The organism is Mesorhizobium sp. M0145 (assembly GCF_040322355.1).
Classification (GTDB): domain Bacteria; phylum Pseudomonadota; class Alphaproteobacteria; order Rhizobiales; family Rhizobiaceae; genus Mesorhizobium.
Window position 1 is genome coordinate 51,083 of sequence record NZ_JAMYTK010000028.1, and the last position, 17,177, is coordinate 68,259.

The 17,177-nt window shown below is 62.5% G+C and carries 19 protein-coding genes; 11 read left to right on the forward strand and 8 right to left on the reverse strand.

The annotated features are described in order from the left end of the window. Positions 1–5 precede the first annotated feature (5 nt). Positions 6–923: an alpha/beta hydrolase gene (locus NKJ28_RS28045; protein ID WP_352637845.1), complete on the forward strand. Its 918-nt coding sequence runs from the start codon at positions 6–8 to the stop codon at positions 921–923. On the opposite strand, the gene NKJ28_RS28050 is transcribed toward NKJ28_RS28045, so the two are convergent. Next, positions 920–1,969 (reverse strand): DUF1176 domain-containing protein, encoded by a 1,050-nt coding sequence (locus tag NKJ28_RS28050; RefSeq protein WP_352637846.1) that lies wholly within the window; start codon positions 1,967–1,969, stop codon positions 920–922. The two genes, NKJ28_RS28045 and NKJ28_RS28050, sit on opposite strands and share 4 nt — an antisense overlap. Before the next feature lie 123 nt (positions 1,970–2,092). Between NKJ28_RS28050 and NKJ28_RS28055 the strand changes: the two genes are divergently transcribed. Continuing rightward, positions 2,093–2,599, forward strand: coding sequence for a DUF1993 domain-containing protein (locus tag NKJ28_RS28055; RefSeq protein WP_352623630.1), 507 nt, complete (start codon positions 2,093–2,095; stop codon positions 2,597–2,599). 51 nt (positions 2,600–2,650) lie between these two features. Here NKJ28_RS28055 and NKJ28_RS28060 read toward each other — a convergent pair whose 3' ends face one another. Beyond that, the gene (locus NKJ28_RS28060) at positions 2,651–2,815 is read right to left on the reverse strand and encodes a hypothetical protein (protein WP_352623628.1); all 165 of its coding nucleotides are present in this window, start codon (positions 2,813–2,815) and stop codon (positions 2,651–2,653) included. A 385-nt stretch (positions 2,816–3,200) separates the two neighbouring features. On the opposite strand from NKJ28_RS28060, the gene NKJ28_RS28065 reads away from it, so the two are divergent. Together NKJ28_RS28065 and NKJ28_RS28070 are read left to right on the forward strand one after the other, a co-directional pair. Continuing rightward, positions 3,201–4,268, forward strand: coding sequence for an aldo/keto reductase (locus tag NKJ28_RS28065; protein WP_352637848.1), 1,068 nt, complete (start codon positions 3,201–3,203; stop codon positions 4,266–4,268). A gap of 48 nt (positions 4,269–4,316) precedes the next feature. Then, on the forward strand, positions 4,317–5,582 hold the full coding sequence (locus NKJ28_RS28070; protein WP_352637850.1) for a cysteine desulfurase-like protein: 1,266 nt from the start codon (positions 4,317–4,319) through the stop codon (positions 5,580–5,582). Positions 5,583–5,600: 18 nt separating this feature from the next. Here the strand turns inward: NKJ28_RS28070 and NKJ28_RS28075 are convergent, their stop codons facing one another. The 5 genes from NKJ28_RS28075 to NKJ28_RS28095 form a co-directional block, all read right to left on the reverse strand. Next, on the reverse strand, positions 5,601–6,632 hold the full coding sequence (locus tag NKJ28_RS28075) for a histone deacetylase family protein (RefSeq protein WP_352623622.1): 1,032 nt from the start codon (positions 6,630–6,632) through the stop codon (positions 5,601–5,603). Then, positions 6,629–7,138 carry a GNAT family N-acetyltransferase gene (locus NKJ28_RS28080; RefSeq protein WP_352637851.1) on the reverse strand — a complete coding sequence of 170 codons (510 nt, stop codon included), beginning with the start codon at positions 7,136–7,138 and terminating at the stop codon, positions 6,629–6,631. The genes NKJ28_RS28075 and NKJ28_RS28080 overlap by 4 nt, the downstream gene beginning before the upstream one ends. A 238-nt stretch (positions 7,139–7,376) precedes the next feature. Further along, positions 7,377–8,306, reverse strand: coding sequence for a 3,5-dioxohexanoate:acetyl-CoA acetone transferase (kce, locus tag NKJ28_RS28085; protein WP_352457763.1), 930 nt, complete (start codon positions 8,304–8,306; stop codon positions 7,377–7,379). Positions 8,307–8,313: 7 nt separating this feature from the next. Next, entirely contained in the window at positions 8,314–9,681 is a 1,368-nt protein-coding gene (locus NKJ28_RS28090) for an aminotransferase family protein (RefSeq protein WP_352637852.1), read from the reverse strand. 1 nt (position 9,682) lies between these two features. Continuing rightward, a complete protein-coding gene (locus tag NKJ28_RS28095) occupies positions 9,683–11,323 on the reverse strand; it encodes a N,N-dimethylformamidase beta subunit family domain-containing protein (protein ID WP_352637854.1) in 1,641 nt (546 codons plus the stop codon). Positions 11,324–11,479: 156 nt separating this feature from the next. Between NKJ28_RS28095 and NKJ28_RS28100 the strand changes: the two genes are divergently transcribed. From NKJ28_RS28100 to NKJ28_RS28120, 5 genes are all read left to right on the forward strand, one after another. Beyond that, a complete protein-coding gene (locus NKJ28_RS28100; RefSeq protein ID WP_023674751.1) occupies positions 11,480–11,728 on the forward strand; it encodes a ParB N-terminal domain-containing protein in 249 nt (82 codons plus the stop codon). Between the two features lie 121 nt (positions 11,729–11,849). Next, on the forward strand, positions 11,850–12,335 hold the full coding sequence (locus NKJ28_RS28105) for an SRPBCC family protein (RefSeq protein WP_352637855.1): 486 nt from the start codon (positions 11,850–11,852) through the stop codon (positions 12,333–12,335). Positions 12,336–12,357: 22 nt separating this feature from the next. After that, positions 12,358–13,314, forward strand: coding sequence for an alpha/beta fold hydrolase (locus NKJ28_RS28110; protein WP_023674753.1), 957 nt, complete (start codon positions 12,358–12,360; stop codon positions 13,312–13,314). A 196-nt stretch (positions 13,315–13,510) separates the two neighbouring features. After that, a complete protein-coding gene (locus NKJ28_RS28115) occupies positions 13,511–13,909 on the forward strand; it encodes a GFA family protein (protein ID WP_023674754.1) in 399 nt (132 codons plus the stop codon). A 119-nt stretch (positions 13,910–14,028) separates the two neighbouring features. Then, entirely contained in the window at positions 14,029–14,241 is a 213-nt protein-coding gene (locus NKJ28_RS28120) for a hypothetical protein (RefSeq protein WP_023674755.1), read from the forward strand. A 13-nt stretch (positions 14,242–14,254) separates the two neighbouring features. Here the strand turns inward: NKJ28_RS28120 and NKJ28_RS28125 are convergent, their stop codons facing one another. After that, complete coding sequence (locus NKJ28_RS28125) at positions 14,255–15,169, reverse strand: hypothetical protein (RefSeq protein ID WP_352637857.1); 915 nt, start codon at positions 15,167–15,169, stop codon at positions 14,255–14,257. 251 nt (positions 15,170–15,420) lie between these two features. Here NKJ28_RS28125 and NKJ28_RS28130 point away from each other — a divergent pair, with 251 nt between their 5' ends. Both NKJ28_RS28130 and NKJ28_RS28135 read left to right on the forward strand, forming a co-directional pair. After that, complete coding sequence (locus NKJ28_RS28130; RefSeq protein WP_023674757.1) at positions 15,421–16,440, forward strand: glycoside hydrolase family 25 protein; 1,020 nt, start codon at positions 15,421–15,423, stop codon at positions 16,438–16,440. 256 nt (positions 16,441–16,696) lie between these two features. After that, on the forward strand, positions 16,697–17,068 hold the full coding sequence (locus NKJ28_RS28135; RefSeq protein WP_352637858.1) for an endonuclease domain-containing protein: 372 nt from the start codon (positions 16,697–16,699) through the stop codon (positions 17,066–17,068). Positions 17,069–17,177: the final 109 nt, after the last annotated feature.

Consider the following 17,177-nt stretch of genomic DNA (forward strand, 5'->3'; position numbering starts at 1 on the left):
GCGGGATGGCCTTTCGTTCCTGCCTCCGGTTCCGCTTACCCCCCTCCGGCCTCCCGGCCCTTCTGATCGCGATTCTTTGGTCGCTCTTTTGTGCCACTTACGCCAACGCTCTCGAACTCAAACCCTTCAAGGACGATCTCTTCGCCTATCCGGTCATGCTCTCATCCGAAAACAGCGGCGCGTATACGGTCATCGATTATCGTGAGCTGCGCGATATCAACGCCCGCGACGAAGTGCCTGAGCGCCGGGTGCATGCGCAATACACCGATACCGGTGTGCGCAAGGTGCAGCAGGATTTGTTGCTGAAGACCGATGCCGGCGATGTCCGCCACATCGCCGTCGGCAAGACCGGGGGCGCCAGCATCATCGTGCTCTATCTGCACGGGCAGGGCGGTAGCCGTAAGCAGGGTGCTGACGATTTCACTTTCGGCGGCAATTTCAACCGCATCAAGAACCTGATGGCCGGTAATGGCGGCCTCTATCTGTCGCCGGATTTTTCCGATTTCGGCGACACCGGTGCCGCCCAGATCGCCGCATTGATCGGCCACTATGCCGAACAGTCGCCGCGCGCAAAAATCTTCGTCGCCTGCGGCTCTATGGGCGGCGCGTTGTGCTGGAAGCTGGCAGGCCGCAAGGACTCCGGCGGGCGCATTGACGGGCTGCTGCTGCTCGGCTCGTTATGGGACGAGAGTTTCTTCTCAAGCTCCGCATTCAAGCGCCGTGTGCCGGTCTTCTTCGGCCAGGGCAGCAAGGACCCGGTGTTTCCAATCGAGAAACAGGAAGCCTTCTTCCGATCGATTCTGGGCAAATCGAAAGCCTACCCGACCCGCTTTGTCCGCTTCGAGACCGGCACACATGGCACGCCGATCCGCATGACCGACTGGCGGGGCACACTCAACTGGATGTTATCGAAGGTCCCTTAGGGCGCGGTGTTGTAGTCGAGCACGGTCTGCGGGTTGATCTCGCCGTCATAAGAGGCATCGACCTCATACTGCACCAGCGAGAAATTGCCGTGGCGAAACAGGTAGGTGCCGGCCGACGAGGCGTCGCCGACGCCGCGCCACTTGTTCAAGGATGAAATCGTTTTGGTGGCCTCGTCATATTCGGAGTTGACCAACTGGTCGTCAGTCTGGAAGCCGATGATGTTGATGCCCTCGACCTTGCCTTCGCTATTGTTGTTCTCATAGCGAATATCGAGTTCCGGTGACGCGAATTGTAATTGCCGGACGCCCGATACGTCGTCGTAGATGTAATAGACTGCGCTCTCATTGTAGGCGGCCATCGAGCAGAAAAAGCGAAACAGCCGTGTCTCGCGTTCGGGCTCGTTTTCGGCCGCCCCCGCATCCTTGTAGCGGAGCGAGTAGGCGTCCGGCTCTCCTCGCGGATCGCCGCCGGGCATGTCCTTGTCGCACTGGTCGCCATAAGTCGCGGCAAACGCCTTGTTGGCCTGCTCAAGCGCTGCGTCCTTCTTCGGCGGCGGCGGTCCTTCGCCGCAGCTTGCCGGCACGGCATCTTCGAAATCGGCCTTTGAGGGTTTCAGCGCACCCTTGTCGATGAAGATTGCGCGAAATGGCGGTTCCTGGATCGAGGCGTTGATCTGGCGCAGCGTATAGCAGCCGGCAAAGACATTCTCGCTGCCGTCCTTGGCCGTCGCCCGGATGGCGACCGGAACGCTGTAGTAGATGCTGCCGGCAGCCCCGTCTTCGGATACGCCACCGGTTTTGACTTCGACCGTGTCCGTGCCGTCATAGCCTTTGACGAAGGAATTGAAATCCTTGGCCGGCTTGGTGTCGCCGAAATAGTCCCAGGCGCGCGCGAATTCGTGCCGGCTGATGGCACTATAAAGCGACCGGATGACCGCTTCGGCATTCGACCTGTCGTCGATATAAGGCGCGTCTGCGGCGAGCGCCGATTGGCCGGCAATGGCAAGAGAGACAGAAGCGGTCGCTGCAAAAAGTGCGCGTCTCATCGGGAACCTCCACTCGATGAAAAATCCTATCATATCGATTGCGGCGGCGTGGTGACGCTTGAACAATCGCCTGCGAAAGCGCTACCTCTCGCCGTGGGCAGTCGGGCCGCGTGGAGATTTCTTGTGACCATATCAATGTATGAAGCATCCGTGCCGGTATTTTCGGCGAGGCTGAAGGCACTAGCCAATGTGCTGAACATTGCCGAGCAAAATGCGGCTGATCGCAAGATCGATCCGCAGGTGTATCTGACGGCGAGGCTGGCGCCGGATATGTTTGCGCTGACCAGGCAGGTGCAGATCGCCACCGATCACGCCAAGGGCGCGCCGTCACGGCTTGCCGGCCGCGAGGTGCCAAAATACGAGGACAATGAGGCGAGCTTCGCCGATCTGCAGGCACGCCTCACCAAGACGCTCGACTATCTCGCGACATTTTCGGCGGCCGAATTCGACGGTTCAGATTACAGGGTGGTCGAACTGAGGCTTGCGGGACGAGAGGTTTCGATGCCGGGGATGCAGTATCTGTTGCACGCCGCCATGCCCAATTTCTATTTCCACCTGACCACCGCCTACGACATCCTGCGCCACAACGGCGTGCCATTGGGCAAGTCGATCTTCCTCGGATTGCGTTGAGATCCGCTCGCGAGATATCCCGCTGCGGCGAGATATCTCACGGCGCGCTGTTTAGCGTAGGGACATTTCCCGGGCGATGCGCGGGAAATCGGCCGGCTTGACGCCGATATCGGTGCGATCGGCATTGCTCATCGAATGGAGTAGCGCCAGTGCCGCGCGATAACGCAGCTGTTCCCGCGGACGCGGACGGGCGAACATTTCAGTTAAGAATCCCATGATTCAAGCCCCTTTATTGAACCTCCACGGCCTCCAATATAGGCAGATCATGACAATTGTGCAGTGCAGCATCCGCATGGCAGCCATGCTGCCCCGATCTTTTTTGACATAATTCGGCTGTTCCGGCGAAACTTCTGTGGCGCTTCGACCGTAGGAGTCAGTGCCGGCACTTGGCCGGTTTTTCTTCGCCATTCCTGGCGAAATTCCGGACTGCGTGAAAATGCGGTCCGGCTTTTTATTGGCCGCGGGGATAAACCCCGTTCGCCGGCGTCCTGGGAAAGTCGCCTGGCCTGCCGGCGGTGGGCTTGGAAGCGGGCGGCGCTTTCCTGTATGCTGTTGTTTCCTCCTCGCGCAGCCGCGCAAAAATTCCCACCGGAGAAACTCCATGCACAAACGCCGTCTCGGCCAGACCGATCTTTTCGTGTCGCAAATCTGCCTCGGATCGATGACCTGGGGCCAGCAGAACACCGAGGCGGACGGTCACGCCCAGATGGATCTGGCGTTTGCTCGCGGCGTCAATTTCATCGACACCGCCGAACTCTATCCGATCCCGCCCAAGGCGGAGACACAAGGCCGTACCGAGACAATCATCGGCAATTGGATGAAGGAGAAGCGCAATCGCGACCAGGTGATCATCGCCTCGAAGGTAGTTGGTCGCACCGCCAACAGTTGGTTTCGCGGCGACCGCCCGTCTAAGCTGGTGCGCGCCGATATCTTCGACGCTATCGATAAGTCACTCGCCAGGCTCAACACCGATTACATCGACCTCTATCAGATCCATTGGCCGGAACGCGACGTGCCGTGGGGCGCCAATCCGAACCGCATCGGCGCCGTACCGCGACGCTCCGATGCCGCCGGCGTGCCGGAACGCGAGACGCCGATCGCCGAGACGCTTGCCGTATTCGATGAACTGGTGAAGGCCGGCAAGATCCGCCATTTCGGCCTGTCGAACGAGAATTCCTGGGGAGTCATGCGTTTCATCGCCGAAGCCGACAAGGGCCTCGGCCCGCGCGTCGCCTCGCTGCAGAACGCCTACAATTTCGTCAATCGCACCTTCGAGGTGAACCTTGCCGAAGTCTGCGAGCGCGAGCAGGTGTCGCTGCTTGCCTATTCGCCGCTGGCGCAAGGCTATTTGACCGGCAAATACGATCATGGCGCGCGGCCGCAGGGCTCGCGCTCGCAGTTGTTCAACCGCGGCCAGCGCTACGAGACTCCCAATGCTGCCGACGTGCAGCTCGAATACAACCGGTTGGCGCGCACCTTCGGCATGGAGCCGGCGCTTTTTGCCAATGCCTATGTCTCGAACCGGCCCTTGGTCACCTCGAACATCATCGGCGCCACCACCATTTCGCAACTCGAAATGGCGCTCTCTTCCGCCGACGTGGTCTGGACCGAGGACATGCAGAAAGCCGTTGATGCGATCCACCAGCGCGTCGGCAATCCGTGCCCTTGATGCGTCGGGACGCGGTTGTCCGATCGTCATAAGGAGAGGGGAACAGCCATGGACTTCCGGAGCGACGCGGTGCGCGCGAAATTTCCGGCCTTGTCGCTGACCGACAAGGGCCGCCGGCGCATCTATCTCGACAATCCTGCCGGCACGCAGGTGCCGCAGTCGGTGGGGGACGCAGTATCGCGTTGCTTGCTGACCACGAATGCCAACCTCGGCGGCTTCTTCGAGACCACCGTTGCAGCACAAGACATCGGGGACGAGGCCCATCTGGCGATGGCGGATTTTCTCGGCGCTGCGAGCCCGCAGGAAATTATCATCGGTGCCAACATGACGACATTGACCTACCACATGTCGCGAACGCTCGGCCGCACGATGAAGCCCGGGGACGAGATCATCCTCACCCGCATGGACCATGAGGGCAACGTCTCACCCTGGCTGCAACTGGCCGAAGACCTTGGCCTTGTCGTGCGCTGGCTGCCTTTCGACCAGCAGAGCTGGCAGATCGAGGAGGCGGCGCTCGCCGCGCTGCTTTCCGAGAGGACGCGGCTCGTCGCGCTCAACTACGCCAGCAATCTCACCGGGTCGATCAACCGGGTGAAGGCGTTGACCGGCATCGCCAGGCGGGCTGGTGCGTTGGTCTACGTCGATGCCGTCCAGTTCGCGCCGCATGGCCTGATCGACGTCCAAAACCTCGGCTGCGATTTCCTGATCTGCTCGGCTTACAAGTTCTTCGGCCCTCATATGGGAATTTTGTGGGGCAGGCTGGACGTTATCGATGCGCTTAAGCCGTATAAATGCCGTTGCTCGTCCAATGCCTTGCCGGAGCGCTTCGAGCTCGGCACGCCGCAAATTGAATTGATGGCCGGCCTGTCGGCGGCTGTCGATTATTTTGCCGAGTTGGGCGCGGCAGCCGGCGCGCAAGGATCGCGTCGGCTGAAAATCGCCAAGGCCTTCGAAGTTTCAATCGCTTACGAGAACCCGCTGGCGCAACAGCTGATCGACGGTCTGTCGGATATTGCCGGCCTGACCATCCACGGCATCACCGATCCGAAGCGGATCAATGAGCGTGTGCCGACGGTGTCGTTCACTGTCGAAGGCATCGTGCCGGAGACGATCGTGCGGCAGATGAATGCCGAAAACATCTTCCTGTGGTCCGGCCACAACTACGCCTGGGAGATCGTCCACCAGCTCGGCATTCCGGCCGAGCAGGGGGTGGTGCGCATCGGCATCGCTCATTACAACACTTCAGCCGAAATCGACGAGACGCTGGAGAGCGTGCACCGCGTTGTCGCCATGCTGAGGCAGGAACGATCCTGAGCGGCCCTCGCGGGCGGATCATCGCTTGTGGGCGCCGCCAAAACCGGTGAGGAAGGCGGTGAGATTGTCGCCGAGCTCGTCGCAGAGATAGCCGCCTTCCTGGACGATGACCGTTGGCAGGCCGAGCCCGGCGATCACCTCGCCAATGCGCGAAAAACCAGGCGTGCTCACCGACAGCCCGCCGAACGGATCGCCTTCGAAGGCATCTAGCCCCAGCGCCACCACAAGCGCATCGGGCGAGAAGGCGTTGATGCGCTGGAACGATGCCTCCAGCGCTTCGAGGAACGCTGCATCGCCGGATTTGCGCGGCAGCGGCAGGTTGAGATTGTAGCCGAGGCCGGCGCCTTCGCCGCGCTCGTCGCCATAGCCCCAGAAAAACGGGTAGAAGCGCACCGGGTCGGCATGCAGCGACACGGTGAGCACGTCCGGCCGGGCATAGAAGATGCCTTGCGTGCCGTTGCCGTGGTGCAGGTCGACATCGAGGATCGCCACCCGCGCAGCCTGCTTGCGCAGAACCTGTGCAGCGACCGCCGAATTGTTGATGAAGCAGAAGCCGCCGGCGACATCGGCAAAGGCGTGATGGCCGGGCGGCCGGCACAGCGCATAGGCGGCCGGCGCTCCCGACATCACCGCCTCGGCGGTTTCAACCGCGCTCCAGGCGCTCCAAAGCGCGCTCTGCCACGTCTCGCTGGAGATCGGGCAGGCGGTGTCGGCCATGTGGTAGCCGGCCTGGCCGACCGCCGAGGCCGGATAGGAGCCGTTCCGCGCGATCGGATGAATATTGGGGATGACCTCGGCCGAGGCGCCCTCGATGCGCTGCCAGCGCGCGAAGATATGCTGGAGAAAATCGAGATATTCCGGCGTATGCACCGCCGCAATCGGGCCGAGCTCGTGATCCCGCGGCCGTTCGATCGTGCAGCCGGCAGCCTTGGTGCCGGCTAACAATCGCTCGACCCGTTCCGGCTTTTCCGGATTGGGCTGCGGCGCGCCGCTTGAGAGGAACGCCTTCGGGTCGTGGCGCTTCTGTTCTTCGGCATAGAAGGCTTTCATGTTGGCTCCTCCGGTGCATCGGCAAAGGCGAAAAAGGCGTCGCCGACGATCTTCTGCACCTGCTCGTAGCTCGACCAGCCAATGCCTAACCGTTCGTAAAAAGCCTTGGCGGTCTTGTTGTCGGTGTCGACGGACAGCCTGAGATAGACGCCGCCTGCCTTCCGGCACTGCGCCGCCACCCGGCGCAGCAGGCGCTCGCCGATCCTGCGGCCACGAAAACGGTCCTCGACATAGAGGTCCTGCACATAGACGCCGGGCCGTCCCATCCATGTCGAGAAGATCGGAAAATACAGGCAAAGCCCGGCAAATTCGCCACCGACTTCGGCGATCAAGGTCGAGAAGGCAGGCTTTTCGCCAAAGCCATAGGTGCGGAGATCCTGAGCTGTCGAGGTGATCTCCTGATGTGCGCCGACATGCGCGCCGAGCCGTAGGAGTGCGGCGTGGATGGTTTCGACGTCCTCGACGGTCCCGGGCCGGATGTTGATCTCGGGCAAAGCGACAGTCACTGGAGGTACGATGCCAAGGCACCCCCCTCTGGCCTGCCCTCTTTACGACTACTTGGCATCTCCCCCTCAAGGGGGGAGATCGGATCACCTCCGCGTTCGCCAATCTCCAACGCTGAAAAAGGGGCAGGACGGCGAAGCTGCCAATCTCCCCCCTTGAGGGGGAGATGCCAAGTAGTGGTAAAGAGGGCAGGACAGAGGGGGGTGGGCCGGGAGCCAAACATTTCAGATTGCCTTCCTCTCAGAACGCCACCCGGTCGCCGCCCTTGAGCGCCAGCATGGCGCGTGCCTCGGCCGGCGTCGCGACGTCCAGCGACAGCCCTTCCAGCACGCTGCGGATACGGCGGACGTGGTCGGCATTGGACTTGGCGAGCTGGCGCCCGTCGTAGAGGCTGTCCTCCAGCCCGACGCGGACGTTGCCGCCCATTGCCGCCGCAATCGAGATCATCGGCATCTGGTGGCGTCCGGCGGCCAGCACCGAAAACCGGTAGCTCTCGCCGAACAGTTTGTCGGCGATGCGCTTCATGTGGACCAGGTTTTCTGGATCGGCGCCGATACCACCCAATATGCCGAACACGAATTGGATGAACAATGGTCCCGACACCAGCCCGCGGTCGCGGAAATGCGCAAGCGAATAGAGGTGGCCGACATCGTAGCACTCGAATTCGAAACGCGTGCCACAGCCGCGCCCAAGCTTTTCCAGCACCGTCTCCATATCGGCAAAGGTGTTCTTGAAGATCGTGTCACGGGTAGCCTCGAGCAGCTTCGGCTCCCATTCGTGCTGCCATTCTCGCGGCCGCTCGAGCATCGGGAACAGCGCAAAATTCATCGAACCCATATTGAGCGAACACATTTCCGGCTCGGCCCTGAGCGGCGCGGCCAGCCGCTGGTCGAGCGTCATCAGCGACGATCCGCCGGTGGTGATGTTGATCACCGCATCGGTCGCCTGCTTGATGCGCGGCAGGAACTGCATGAACACCTCGGGGTCGGCGGTCGGCCGCCCATCCTTGGGGTCGCGGGCATGAAGATGCAGGATCGAAGCGCCGGCCTCGGCGGCGGCGATCGCGTCTGCGGCGATCTGGTCCGGCGTCACTGGCAGATGTGGCGACATCGATGGCGTGTGCACCGACCCGGTGACGGCACAGGTGATAATGACTTTGCGCGGTGCCATGGTCGCCTCAACCTTCGACCGGCAGGTCGAGCTCGCTGGCCAGCACCTCGAGCGAGTCGCCGATGATGGATACGATCTCGCCGATCTGCGCGGCGGTGACGATCATCGGCGGGGCGACCATGAAATTGTCGCCGTCGACACCGCCCTTGACCTTGCGTCCGTAGATGATCAGGCCGCGCTCATAGGCGAGGTCGAGCAGATGCTGGGTGGCCTTCTTTGCCGGCTCGATCGGCCTGAGCGTTTCTGGGTCGGCGACCATTTCGGCACCGGTGAGTAGGCCCTTGCCGCGGATGTCGGCGATGAACGGAAACCGCTTCGCCAATCCCTTCAGCTCGTCCATCAAAAGCTCGCCCATGTCAGCCGCGTTGGCGATCAGGCCGAGGCGGTCCATTTCGCCGAGTACGGCGAGCCCGGCGGCGCAGGCGAGCGGGTTGCCGGCGTAGGTATGGCCGTGCTGAAAGCCGCCCGATGCGAGCAAAGGCTGCACCAGCCGCATCGGTGCCGCCAGCGCGCCGAGCGGCGCGTAGCCAGAGCCCAGCCCCTTCGACAGCGCGACAATGTCGGGCTTGCAGTTCCAGTGGTCGCCGCCGAGGAATTTTCCGGTGCGGCCGGCACCGCTCATCACTTCGTCATGGATGAGCAAGATGCCGTAGCGATCGCAGATCTCGCGGATGCGCGGATAGTAGCTGTCCGGCGCCACCAGTGCTGCCGTGGCAGCGCCGCCGACTGGCTCCATGATGAAGGCGAGCACGCTCTGCGGTCCCTCGGCGAGGATCTTTTCCTCCAGCATGTCGGCGTAGCGGATGCCGCGCTGTTCCATCGAAAGATTGTCGCGGTCGCGCCAGGCGATGGGCGCCGGCACGGTCGGCATCATCTGCATCATCGGCACAAATGTTTCGGACAGCGCATCGTCGCCGGTAACGGCGAGCGCGCCGAGCGTGCCGCCATGATAGGAGGGAAAGCGCGAGATCACCTTCCAACGGCTGGGCTGGCCGGTGGCGACCGCCCATTGCCGCGCCAGCTTGATGCAGGATTCGATCGCTTCCGAGCCGCCGGAGACAAAGAAGATGCGGTCCATGCCTTCAGGGAGTTTGGCGGCCAGCTGCCGCGCGAGCTCCTCGGCCGGTTCGTTCTCGAAATGCAGGCGGTAGGCGAAGGTGGCGCGGTCCATCTGCCTTTTCATCGCGTCGAGCACGTTGCGATTGGAGTGGCCGATATTGGCAACCATCGGACCGCTCGATCCGTCGATGAAGCGGCGGCCATCCTGCGTCCACATGTAGATGCCTTCGGCGCGGTCGATCAGCGGCCGGCGCAGGCTGGATAGATAAAACAGATGCGAGGCTTCGCGAGTTTCCGGGGCAGGAGACTTCAACATGTCATGGCTTTCCAAGATAGCGGTCGAGGACATTTCTGGTGACGCGCTCGACCATCGCATCCTGCCTTAGCAGGCCAGCAACCCATTCGCAGCTTCCGGCGTGAAACACCTCGCCTTTGCCGCGCGGGAAATTGACGATCATGCCGTTGCCGCGTTTGACCTTGTCGAGGTTGGCATCGCTTGCCTCGCCGAACAGCGCCTCGGCGGTGAAGCGTCCGTCCTCGTCGCCGAGAAACTGGTCGTCGAACGCAATGTCGGCGCTTTCCTCGACCTGGCTCGCCATGCCGACGGCCAGCACTTGCAGCCCGTCCGGTGCACCGCTGTCGGGCTTGGGGTAGGGCAGGCCGCCGCGGATCTCGAAATCGAGCCCGTCGACCTCGTAGCCATAGACATGGCTGTCGGCGCCGAGCAGATCGCCATAGTAGATGCCGGTGCCGGCAAACGCCCAATGCTCCGGCCGGTAGACCGGAAAGCCGCGTACGCCGCGCGGCGCGCAGCCGCCCCAGCCGGCATAGACGCCTCTTGTCGCGTTGAGGCCGAAGGTCGCCGCACCCGGCCGGCCGATTTCCGGCGCTTCCCAGGAATTGGTGGCGCGCCTTATATCGCCGCCGCGATAGGCCGGGTCCTCGGCGCGAGCGCGGTATTTGTAACAGACCTGCCGGCGGCCTTCGTCCTCCAGCCTGGTCTGCCACATGAAATTGCCGGCAAAGCGCGCCGCATGACCGCCGCGCTCGACATAGGTGTCGACCGCATCGCGCATTTCCCAGGTCCAATATTCGTCGTGGCCGACCAAGACGACGCAGTCATAGCCGTCGAGAATGTCGGGCGAAAAATGCAGATCGTGCTGGCTGGCGAGATCGACGGCGTAGCCGGCACGCTCGGCGAAGCGGAAGAAATGGCTGTCGTAGCTTGCCCAGCCGGACGAGGCGTATTTCTTCGAATGGCCGGTAGCAAAGGCCCATTCCATATGCGGATAGCGCGGCACGGTTTTCGGCGGCACGGCGACTTCGAGCGGCACGCGCGGCGCGTCCCTGGGCAGCACGACGAAGCCGCGGCACCACGGCCGTTGGGTCGACACCATTCGTGCATATTGGTCCCGGCCTGGCCCGGTGATGCCTTCGTAATGGTTGGAACCGCCCCATGTATTGTAGGCGAGCCAGGTGCTGGTGGCAGCCACCTGCAGCACGCGGCCGGGTTTCTTGCCGGGCTGCGGCGAGACGATGAAAAGGTGATGACAGCGGATCGGCTTGCCGTCGCGACCGTCCGCTTCAAGCGTGACGCGATAGGCGCCGGATGGCCAGTCGTCGCCGATGCGAAACTCGAACGACGCTTGCCAGCCGCAGCCTTCGACCGAACATTGATCCGGCGTATCTTGCCAGCGCGCCGCAATCCCGGTCCTTTCGAACATTGTCGTTTCCGCGCCGCCGTCGCGGATGATTGCGATGCCGAAACCGGCGGCCGTCGAACTGACATGCAGCGCCACCATCTCGCCGGGGCGATAGGAAAAACGGTCGCTGTAGCACCAGATTTCGCCGCGCCTGCCATCCATACCGGGCCATTCCCAGTAATGGCTGCGCACCGCCTGGCGTCGCTGCTCCGGCGTCAGTCCGAAATCGGGAAACTCGGTCGGCGGATGGTTCATGGACACCGCTAAGGTCGAAGGCCGCCATTTCGGCCATCCGCCGGCCAAGCGTCAATTGGAAACGATCGGGCCAGCCATTGCCGGGCTGCTCCCTTGGCCTTGCCTGACAAACAGACTATCTCACAAAGGGCGGCGTTGTCCGCCACGGGAGCCGATATGCTGAGAGTGCAAAAGGTCAGGGTCAACGATATCTACGTGCCGACGGCGCGCAAGAAGACGTTGCATCCCGAGACCGTCCGCCATCTGGCCGAGGACATTCTGGAAAACGGCATGAAGATGCCGATCCAAGTGCGCCATGACGGCAAGCGCCATATCCTGGTCGAAGGGTTGCATCGGCTGGAAGCGGCCAAGTGGCTCGGCGAGACCGAGATCGACGCCTATCTGGTGCAAGCCAAGCGCCACTGAAGCCACTTATTTCCGTCGTTCGAATCTCCTGTCCCGCGGATTTTTTCGCGGACCGTGTCGGCTTGCGTCTTGTCGGTTCGTCCTAGACACGGAAGCCAAAACCGACATGTGAGGAAACATCATGACCACCAAGCTCGACATCGCCCCCAACTCCGATCGCGAGCTGGTTCTCGCCCGCATCATCGATGCGCCGCACGAGAACGTCTATCGCTGCTGGACCGAGCCAAAGCTGTTGACGCAATGGTTCTCGCCGAAGCCGTGGATGACGCCGCGCGCCGAAATGGATGTGCGGACCGGTGGCTCCACCCTTGTCGTCATGGCCGATCCCGACGGCAAGGAGTTCCCGAATCCAGGCATCTTCCTCGAAGTCGTACCGGGCAAAAAGCTCGTCTTCACCGATGCCTATACGAAGGCGTGGGAGCCGTCCGAAAAGCCGTTCATGACGGTCGTGCTGACCTTCGAGGACGAGGGCGAGGGCAAGACCCGCTACATTGCCCGCGTCGCGCATTGGTCGGTCGCCGACCGCGAACAGCACGAGAAAATGGGTTTTCACGAGGGCTGGAGCCAGTGCGCCGAACAGCTTGAGGAGGTCGCAAACCGACTTTGATGCAAACGAGAGAGGGAGACTGATGTCCAGATCGGTATTTTTCGCCATTTTCGCCTCGGCCGCCGCGCTATTTGCCGCGCCGGGCACCATCAACGCAGAGGAGGCCAAGCCCGCCATGACGACCGCAACCGCAACACTGCCGACGCCGGAAAAATCCGGCCTGCTGCCGATCAACGGCCTGAACTATTATTACGCCGTCTATGGCAAGGGCGAGCCGCTGCTTCTGCTGCATGGCGGTCTCGGCACGACCGACATGTTCGCGCCGATCCTGCCGAAGCTTACCGAGAACCGCACCGTCATCGGGGTCGACCTGCAGGGCCATGGCCGCACCGCGCTCGGCGACCGGCCGCTCAGCCTGGAGGCGATGGGCGACGACATGGCGGCAATCGTCAAGGCACTCGGCTACGACAAGGTCGACGTGATGGGTTATTCGCTGGGTGGCGGCGTCGCCTTCCGCATGGCCGTCCAGCAGCCTGAAGCGGTGCGCCGCCTGGTGCTGGTCTCGACCGGCTACGCCGCGGACGGCTTCTACGCCGAAATGCGTGGCCAGCAGGCACAAGTCGGCGCGGCGATGGCCGACATGATGAAGGACACGCCGATGTACAAGTCCTACGTCGCGGTTGCGCCGCATCCGGAGGATTTTCCGAAACTGCTCGACCAGCTCGGCGCCTATATGCGCAAGGACTACGACTATTCGGCCGACGTGCCGAAGCTGAAAATGCCGGTGATGCTGGTGTTCGGCGACAGCGATATGTACCGGCCCGAGCACGAGATCAAGTTCTATCAGATGCTCGGCGGCGGGTTGAAGGACGCCGGCTGGATGCGCGAGAACCTGTCGCAGAACCGCCTGGCGATCCTGCCGAACCGCACCCACTACGACGTGTTCTTCGCGCCGGAACTGACAGCTGCCGCGCTGCCGTTCCTCAATGGCCAGACCAAGGTCAAGACCTGGGACGAGGTCGTCAACGAAACGAACTGACGCCCAGTCAATTGTCTGCCGGCCGTCTTCCGCGAGATGGCCGGCATTTCGCCCATGGGGCCTTGGCCCGGCGCATCGGCCAATCGTGGATCGGCCGCATCACAGCTATAGATGGCGCCATCAAAGCTTTTCAATTGACGCTGCCACGCCTATCGATAGGTATGCCGCCTATCCTCACAGGGCAGGGACGCGGGTGATGGCAAGATATCAGGGCGGGTGTTTGTGCGGCGCGGTGCGCTACCGCGCCGAGGCGGCACCGATCAATGAGCGCGTCTGCCATTGCCGGTTGTGCCAGAAGGCGCTGGGTGCCGCCTTTAACGCGCGCGTGCTGTTCCGCATCGACGATGTGACGGTCGACGGACCGCTGGCGACGGTGAATTCCTCGCCCGATCTCAAGCGCGGCTTTTGTCCCCGCTGCGGCACGACGATGTTTTCCCGACGCGATTCCGCCGGCATCATCGGCATCACCACCGGCTCCCTCGATGATCCCTCGGTGTTCAGGCCTGAGATGCATATCTGGACCGCCTCGAAGCAGCCCTGGGTGCAGATCGATGACGGCCTGCCGCAATATGAAGGCGCGCCACCTCCGGCTTGAGGTGAAATCTGGACAAAATTTAATCCAAAGCGACACGAGATAGCCGGCAAAGCGTCATTGGCGGGCCATCATTGCTGCCTATCTATTGGCATGCGGGCAGGCAGTCGAGGAGGCGACGGATGAACGACAGCATCAACACCCTGGATGAACTCTTGAGCGATCCGATGATCAAGCTGGTAATGGAGCGCGACCGCGTGCAACCGGCACAACTTCGCACGTTGCTCGAAGAAAAGGTCCGCCGGGTAGACGATGATGCGCCGGTCAACGATCGCTTTGTACCGCCGGCCCACCTCATGGCCACGACCTGTCACAAGCTGTGGTTGTGCAGCTAGGGTCTTGAAGCGGTCAGCCGGAATTTGCCGGCAAATAGCTGTAATGGCTGCGGAAATAGGCAAGCTTGAAGCCGAGGCGTGCATAGTTGCGGTAGGCTGGCCCCTCACGTTCGGCTCGCGGCGCCTCGATATCGGCCACGAACAGTTTTGCACCGGCCGCAAGTCCGTCGCGCACCATCGCTTCGCCGAGCATTGCATCGAGGTCGAAGCTCGGCGCCATGATGCCGGGCACCGGCGCGTCGATGCCGCTCCAGGCCATGCCGTCGGCGCCGATGAACATCGAGCGCACCGCCGCCACCGCGTCTTCCCGCCGCAGCATGTAATGATGCCAGCCGCGCCGGCCGGCCAGCGCCAGCAACCACGGTGAGGTCGGCAACCGATATTGGCTGTCGATGAACCCAGCCCATTCCCTTGCCGTTGCCGGCGTCACCCGCTCGACCGAGACATCCTCCGTCGGGAAAAGCGGCTCAGCGGGCAATGGCGTCGCGTCGCGAAAGATGCGTTCCCAGCCGCCCTGACGTTGCAGGCCGCGCGCCTCGAGCCAGCAGCTGAGCGTCGCGGGCTCGGTGTGTGGATTGGTGTAGAACCAGGGCCGCAGAATGCCGGCGTCGCGATAATGCGCCAGAAGTGCGTCGAGCCGGCTCTCGGTGGCCGCGCTCTCGACGCCGAAATTTTTGACACAGTTGAAATGGATGAACGGGATCGTCGTGCAGGTGGTCCAGACGAGATCGCCATCTTCGGCGATGGCAAGGCCTTGCTTTGCGGCAAAGTCTGCCGGGGCGGCGCGATAGAGATCGAGCCACGCATTGACCTCGGCGCGTTCGATGGCGCGGCTGAGGTTGCGAGGTATCTCGTCGACCCCGATGGCGGGCGAGCATGGCTCCGGCGGGACTACGGGCTGCAATTCTGACAGGGCGGCGGGCTGCATGACGTCCTCCACGTGGTGCCTTACACCGTAAGATTAGTGGAGACTAATCTCATGCCGTGCGTTGTCAAGCCGAGGCAGCGACGTGGCCGAACATTGGAGGGACAGCGCACCTCCGCCCGGCCAACGTCCCGCCGCAAAGCCCTAACAATTCGATTCAAACTTTGTTGGTAGTTTCTTGTTAGGAATCCAGCTTGGTTTGTCCGGCGGCGTTGTCCTGCCTTCGGTCTGTTGTGTTTTGCGTACAGGTCCAGATGCGGTTATCAGGCGTCGTCATCTTTTCGATCGCAGCGCTGTGCCTTGCCGGCTGCACGTCGACCTCCGGCGTCGATGCACTGCAAGTGCCGTCCAGCGAGACCACCAGCTCGGTTGTGCGACCGCCCGCGCCGATCGCCTCTGCGGCGAAAATCGATGCTGCGCCCGCTTTTGCCGAACAGGAGCAGGACGAACAGCCGGTCGCGATGGACGTACCCGATCAGGACGTCGAACCGCCGGCCGAGGTGATCGCGCTGATGTCGCCGCCGAAGCGGCTGACACGCGCGGCACCAGCAATGCTTGCCGAACCGGTCACGCGCTATGGTTTTCGCGATGCCAAGCCGATCAATTTCGGCAAGGCATCCTCGCCGAGGCGTCTCGCCGTCCACGGCGTCGACGTTTCGCGCTGGCAGGGCAATGTGAACTGGGGAAAGCTGCGTGCCCAGGGCGCCAATTTCGCCTACATCAAGGCCACCGACGGGGGCGACCATCTCGACCCGATGTTCACCAGAAACTGGCGCAGTGCCGACGCCGCCGGCCTCAAGCGCGGCGCCTATCACTTCTTCTATTGGTGCCGCACCGCCGGCGAGCAGGCCGATTGGTTCATCCGCAACGTGCCGCGGGTCGAGGGTGCGCTGCCGCCGGTGATCGACGTCGAGTGGAACGGCGACTCCAGCTGCAAGCGCCGCCCATCGCGGCAAAAGGTGCTGGAAAAGATGCAGGTGTTCATGGACAAGCTCGAGCGCCACTACGGCCAGCGGCCGATCATCTACACCGCGCCCGACTTCTACCGTGACAATCTCAGGGGCGCCTTCCTCGATTATCCGTTCTGGCTGCGCGCCGTGGCGGCGCACCCGTCAAAGGTCTATCCCGACCGCAAATGGCTGTTCTGGCAATATTCCGGCTCCGGCCTGTCGCACGGCGTAAGAGGCCGCATAGACCTCAACGTCTTCCACGGCGATGAGAGGGCCTGGCGCGACTGGGTGGGCGGCCGGCAGATGGTGGCCGAGGCGGAGTAGCGCGGCAGCTTCTTCCTTCTCCCCATGTGGGAGAAGGTGGCTCGGCGCGGAGCGCCGAGACTGTTGAGGGGTGTTGGACGGAGCGCCGCCGGTGCCAAGCTGGAGCACCCCTCATCCGACCTCGCTTCGCGAGGCCACCTTCTCCCACAAGGGGAGAAGGGGAGGCGCCGCGCCATCCCCTTTGGTTGGTCTCGAACGTCGGCCCTTATCTGAGGATTCCTTGGAGGTCGTCCCCAGGATTGGATAACGTCGCCCCATGCCGCATCAGCCCGTTGCGCCCACCAAACGTCGCTTCGCCCGCTCAATGCGACGCGAGCCGACGGAAGCGGGGGACCGCCTGTGGCACGAACTGCGCGGACGTAGGCTCGATCGCATCAAATTTCGGCGCCAGGTTCCGGTCGGCAAGTTCATCGCCGATTTCATTTGCGCCGAGGCCAGACTGATCATCGAGATCGACGGCAGCCAGCATGCGGATTCGAACTATGACCGGGAGCGGGACGCCGAACTTAAGGCGAGGGGCTTTCGTGTACTGCGTTTCTGGAATGACGACGTGCTGCGGGATCTGAACGCAGTCTGCGACACCATCATCGCTTACGTCCGCGATGACAGTTTGCAGCCTTGGCGGTAATCGCGCGCTCTTCCCTTCTCCCCCTGTGGGCTAGCGTGCGCACACATCTGCTTCGGAGAGGTGTCAAGGGAGTTTTGGTTGGGTAGCAGGTTTGGCTTGCGGGGTTGGA

Coding starts and splice junctions, on each gene's coding strand:
- NKJ28_RS28045 (WP_352637845.1), top strand. CDS start 6: ATGGCCTTTCGTTCCTGCCTCCGGTTCCGCTTACCCCCCTCCGGCCTC.
- NKJ28_RS28050 (WP_352637846.1), bottom strand. CDS start 1,969: ATGAGACGCGCACTTTTTGCAGCGACCGCTTCTGTCTCTCTTGCCATT.
- NKJ28_RS28060 (WP_352623628.1), bottom strand. CDS start 2,815: ATGGGATTCTTAACTGAAATGTTCGCCCGTCCGCGTCCGCGGGAACAG.
- NKJ28_RS28065 (WP_352637848.1), top strand. CDS start 3,201: ATGCACAAACGCCGTCTCGGCCAGACCGATCTTTTCGTGTCGCAAATC.
- NKJ28_RS28070 (WP_352637850.1), top strand. CDS start 4,317: ATGGACTTCCGGAGCGACGCGGTGCGCGCGAAATTTCCGGCCTTGTCG.
- NKJ28_RS28075 (WP_352623622.1), bottom strand. CDS start 6,632: ATGAAAGCCTTCTATGCCGAAGAACAGAAGCGCCACGACCCGAAGGCG.
- kce (WP_352457763.1), bottom strand. CDS start 8,306: ATGGCACCGCGCAAAGTCATTATCACCTGTGCCGTCACCGGGTCGGTG.
- NKJ28_RS28090 (WP_352637852.1), bottom strand. CDS start 9,681: ATGTTGAAGTCTCCTGCCCCGGAAACTCGCGAAGCCTCGCATCTGTTT.
- NKJ28_RS28095 (WP_352637854.1), bottom strand. CDS start 11,323: ATGAACCATCCGCCGACCGAGTTTCCCGATTTCGGACTGACGCCGGAG.
- NKJ28_RS28100 (WP_023674751.1), top strand. CDS start 11,480: ATGCTGAGAGTGCAAAAGGTCAGGGTCAACGATATCTACGTGCCGACG.
- NKJ28_RS28105 (WP_352637855.1), top strand. CDS start 11,850: ATGACCACCAAGCTCGACATCGCCCCCAACTCCGATCGCGAGCTGGTT.
- NKJ28_RS28110 (WP_023674753.1), top strand. CDS start 12,358: ATGTCCAGATCGGTATTTTTCGCCATTTTCGCCTCGGCCGCCGCGCTA.
- NKJ28_RS28115 (WP_023674754.1), top strand. CDS start 13,511: ATGGCAAGATATCAGGGCGGGTGTTTGTGCGGCGCGGTGCGCTACCGC.
- NKJ28_RS28120 (WP_023674755.1), top strand. CDS start 14,029: ATGAACGACAGCATCAACACCCTGGATGAACTCTTGAGCGATCCGATG.
- NKJ28_RS28125 (WP_352637857.1), bottom strand. CDS start 15,169: ATGCAGCCCGCCGCCCTGTCAGAATTGCAGCCCGTAGTCCCGCCGGAG.
- NKJ28_RS28130 (WP_023674757.1), top strand. CDS start 15,421: ATGCGGTTATCAGGCGTCGTCATCTTTTCGATCGCAGCGCTGTGCCTT.
- NKJ28_RS28135 (WP_352637858.1), top strand. CDS start 16,697: ATGCCGCATCAGCCCGTTGCGCCCACCAAACGTCGCTTCGCCCGCTCA.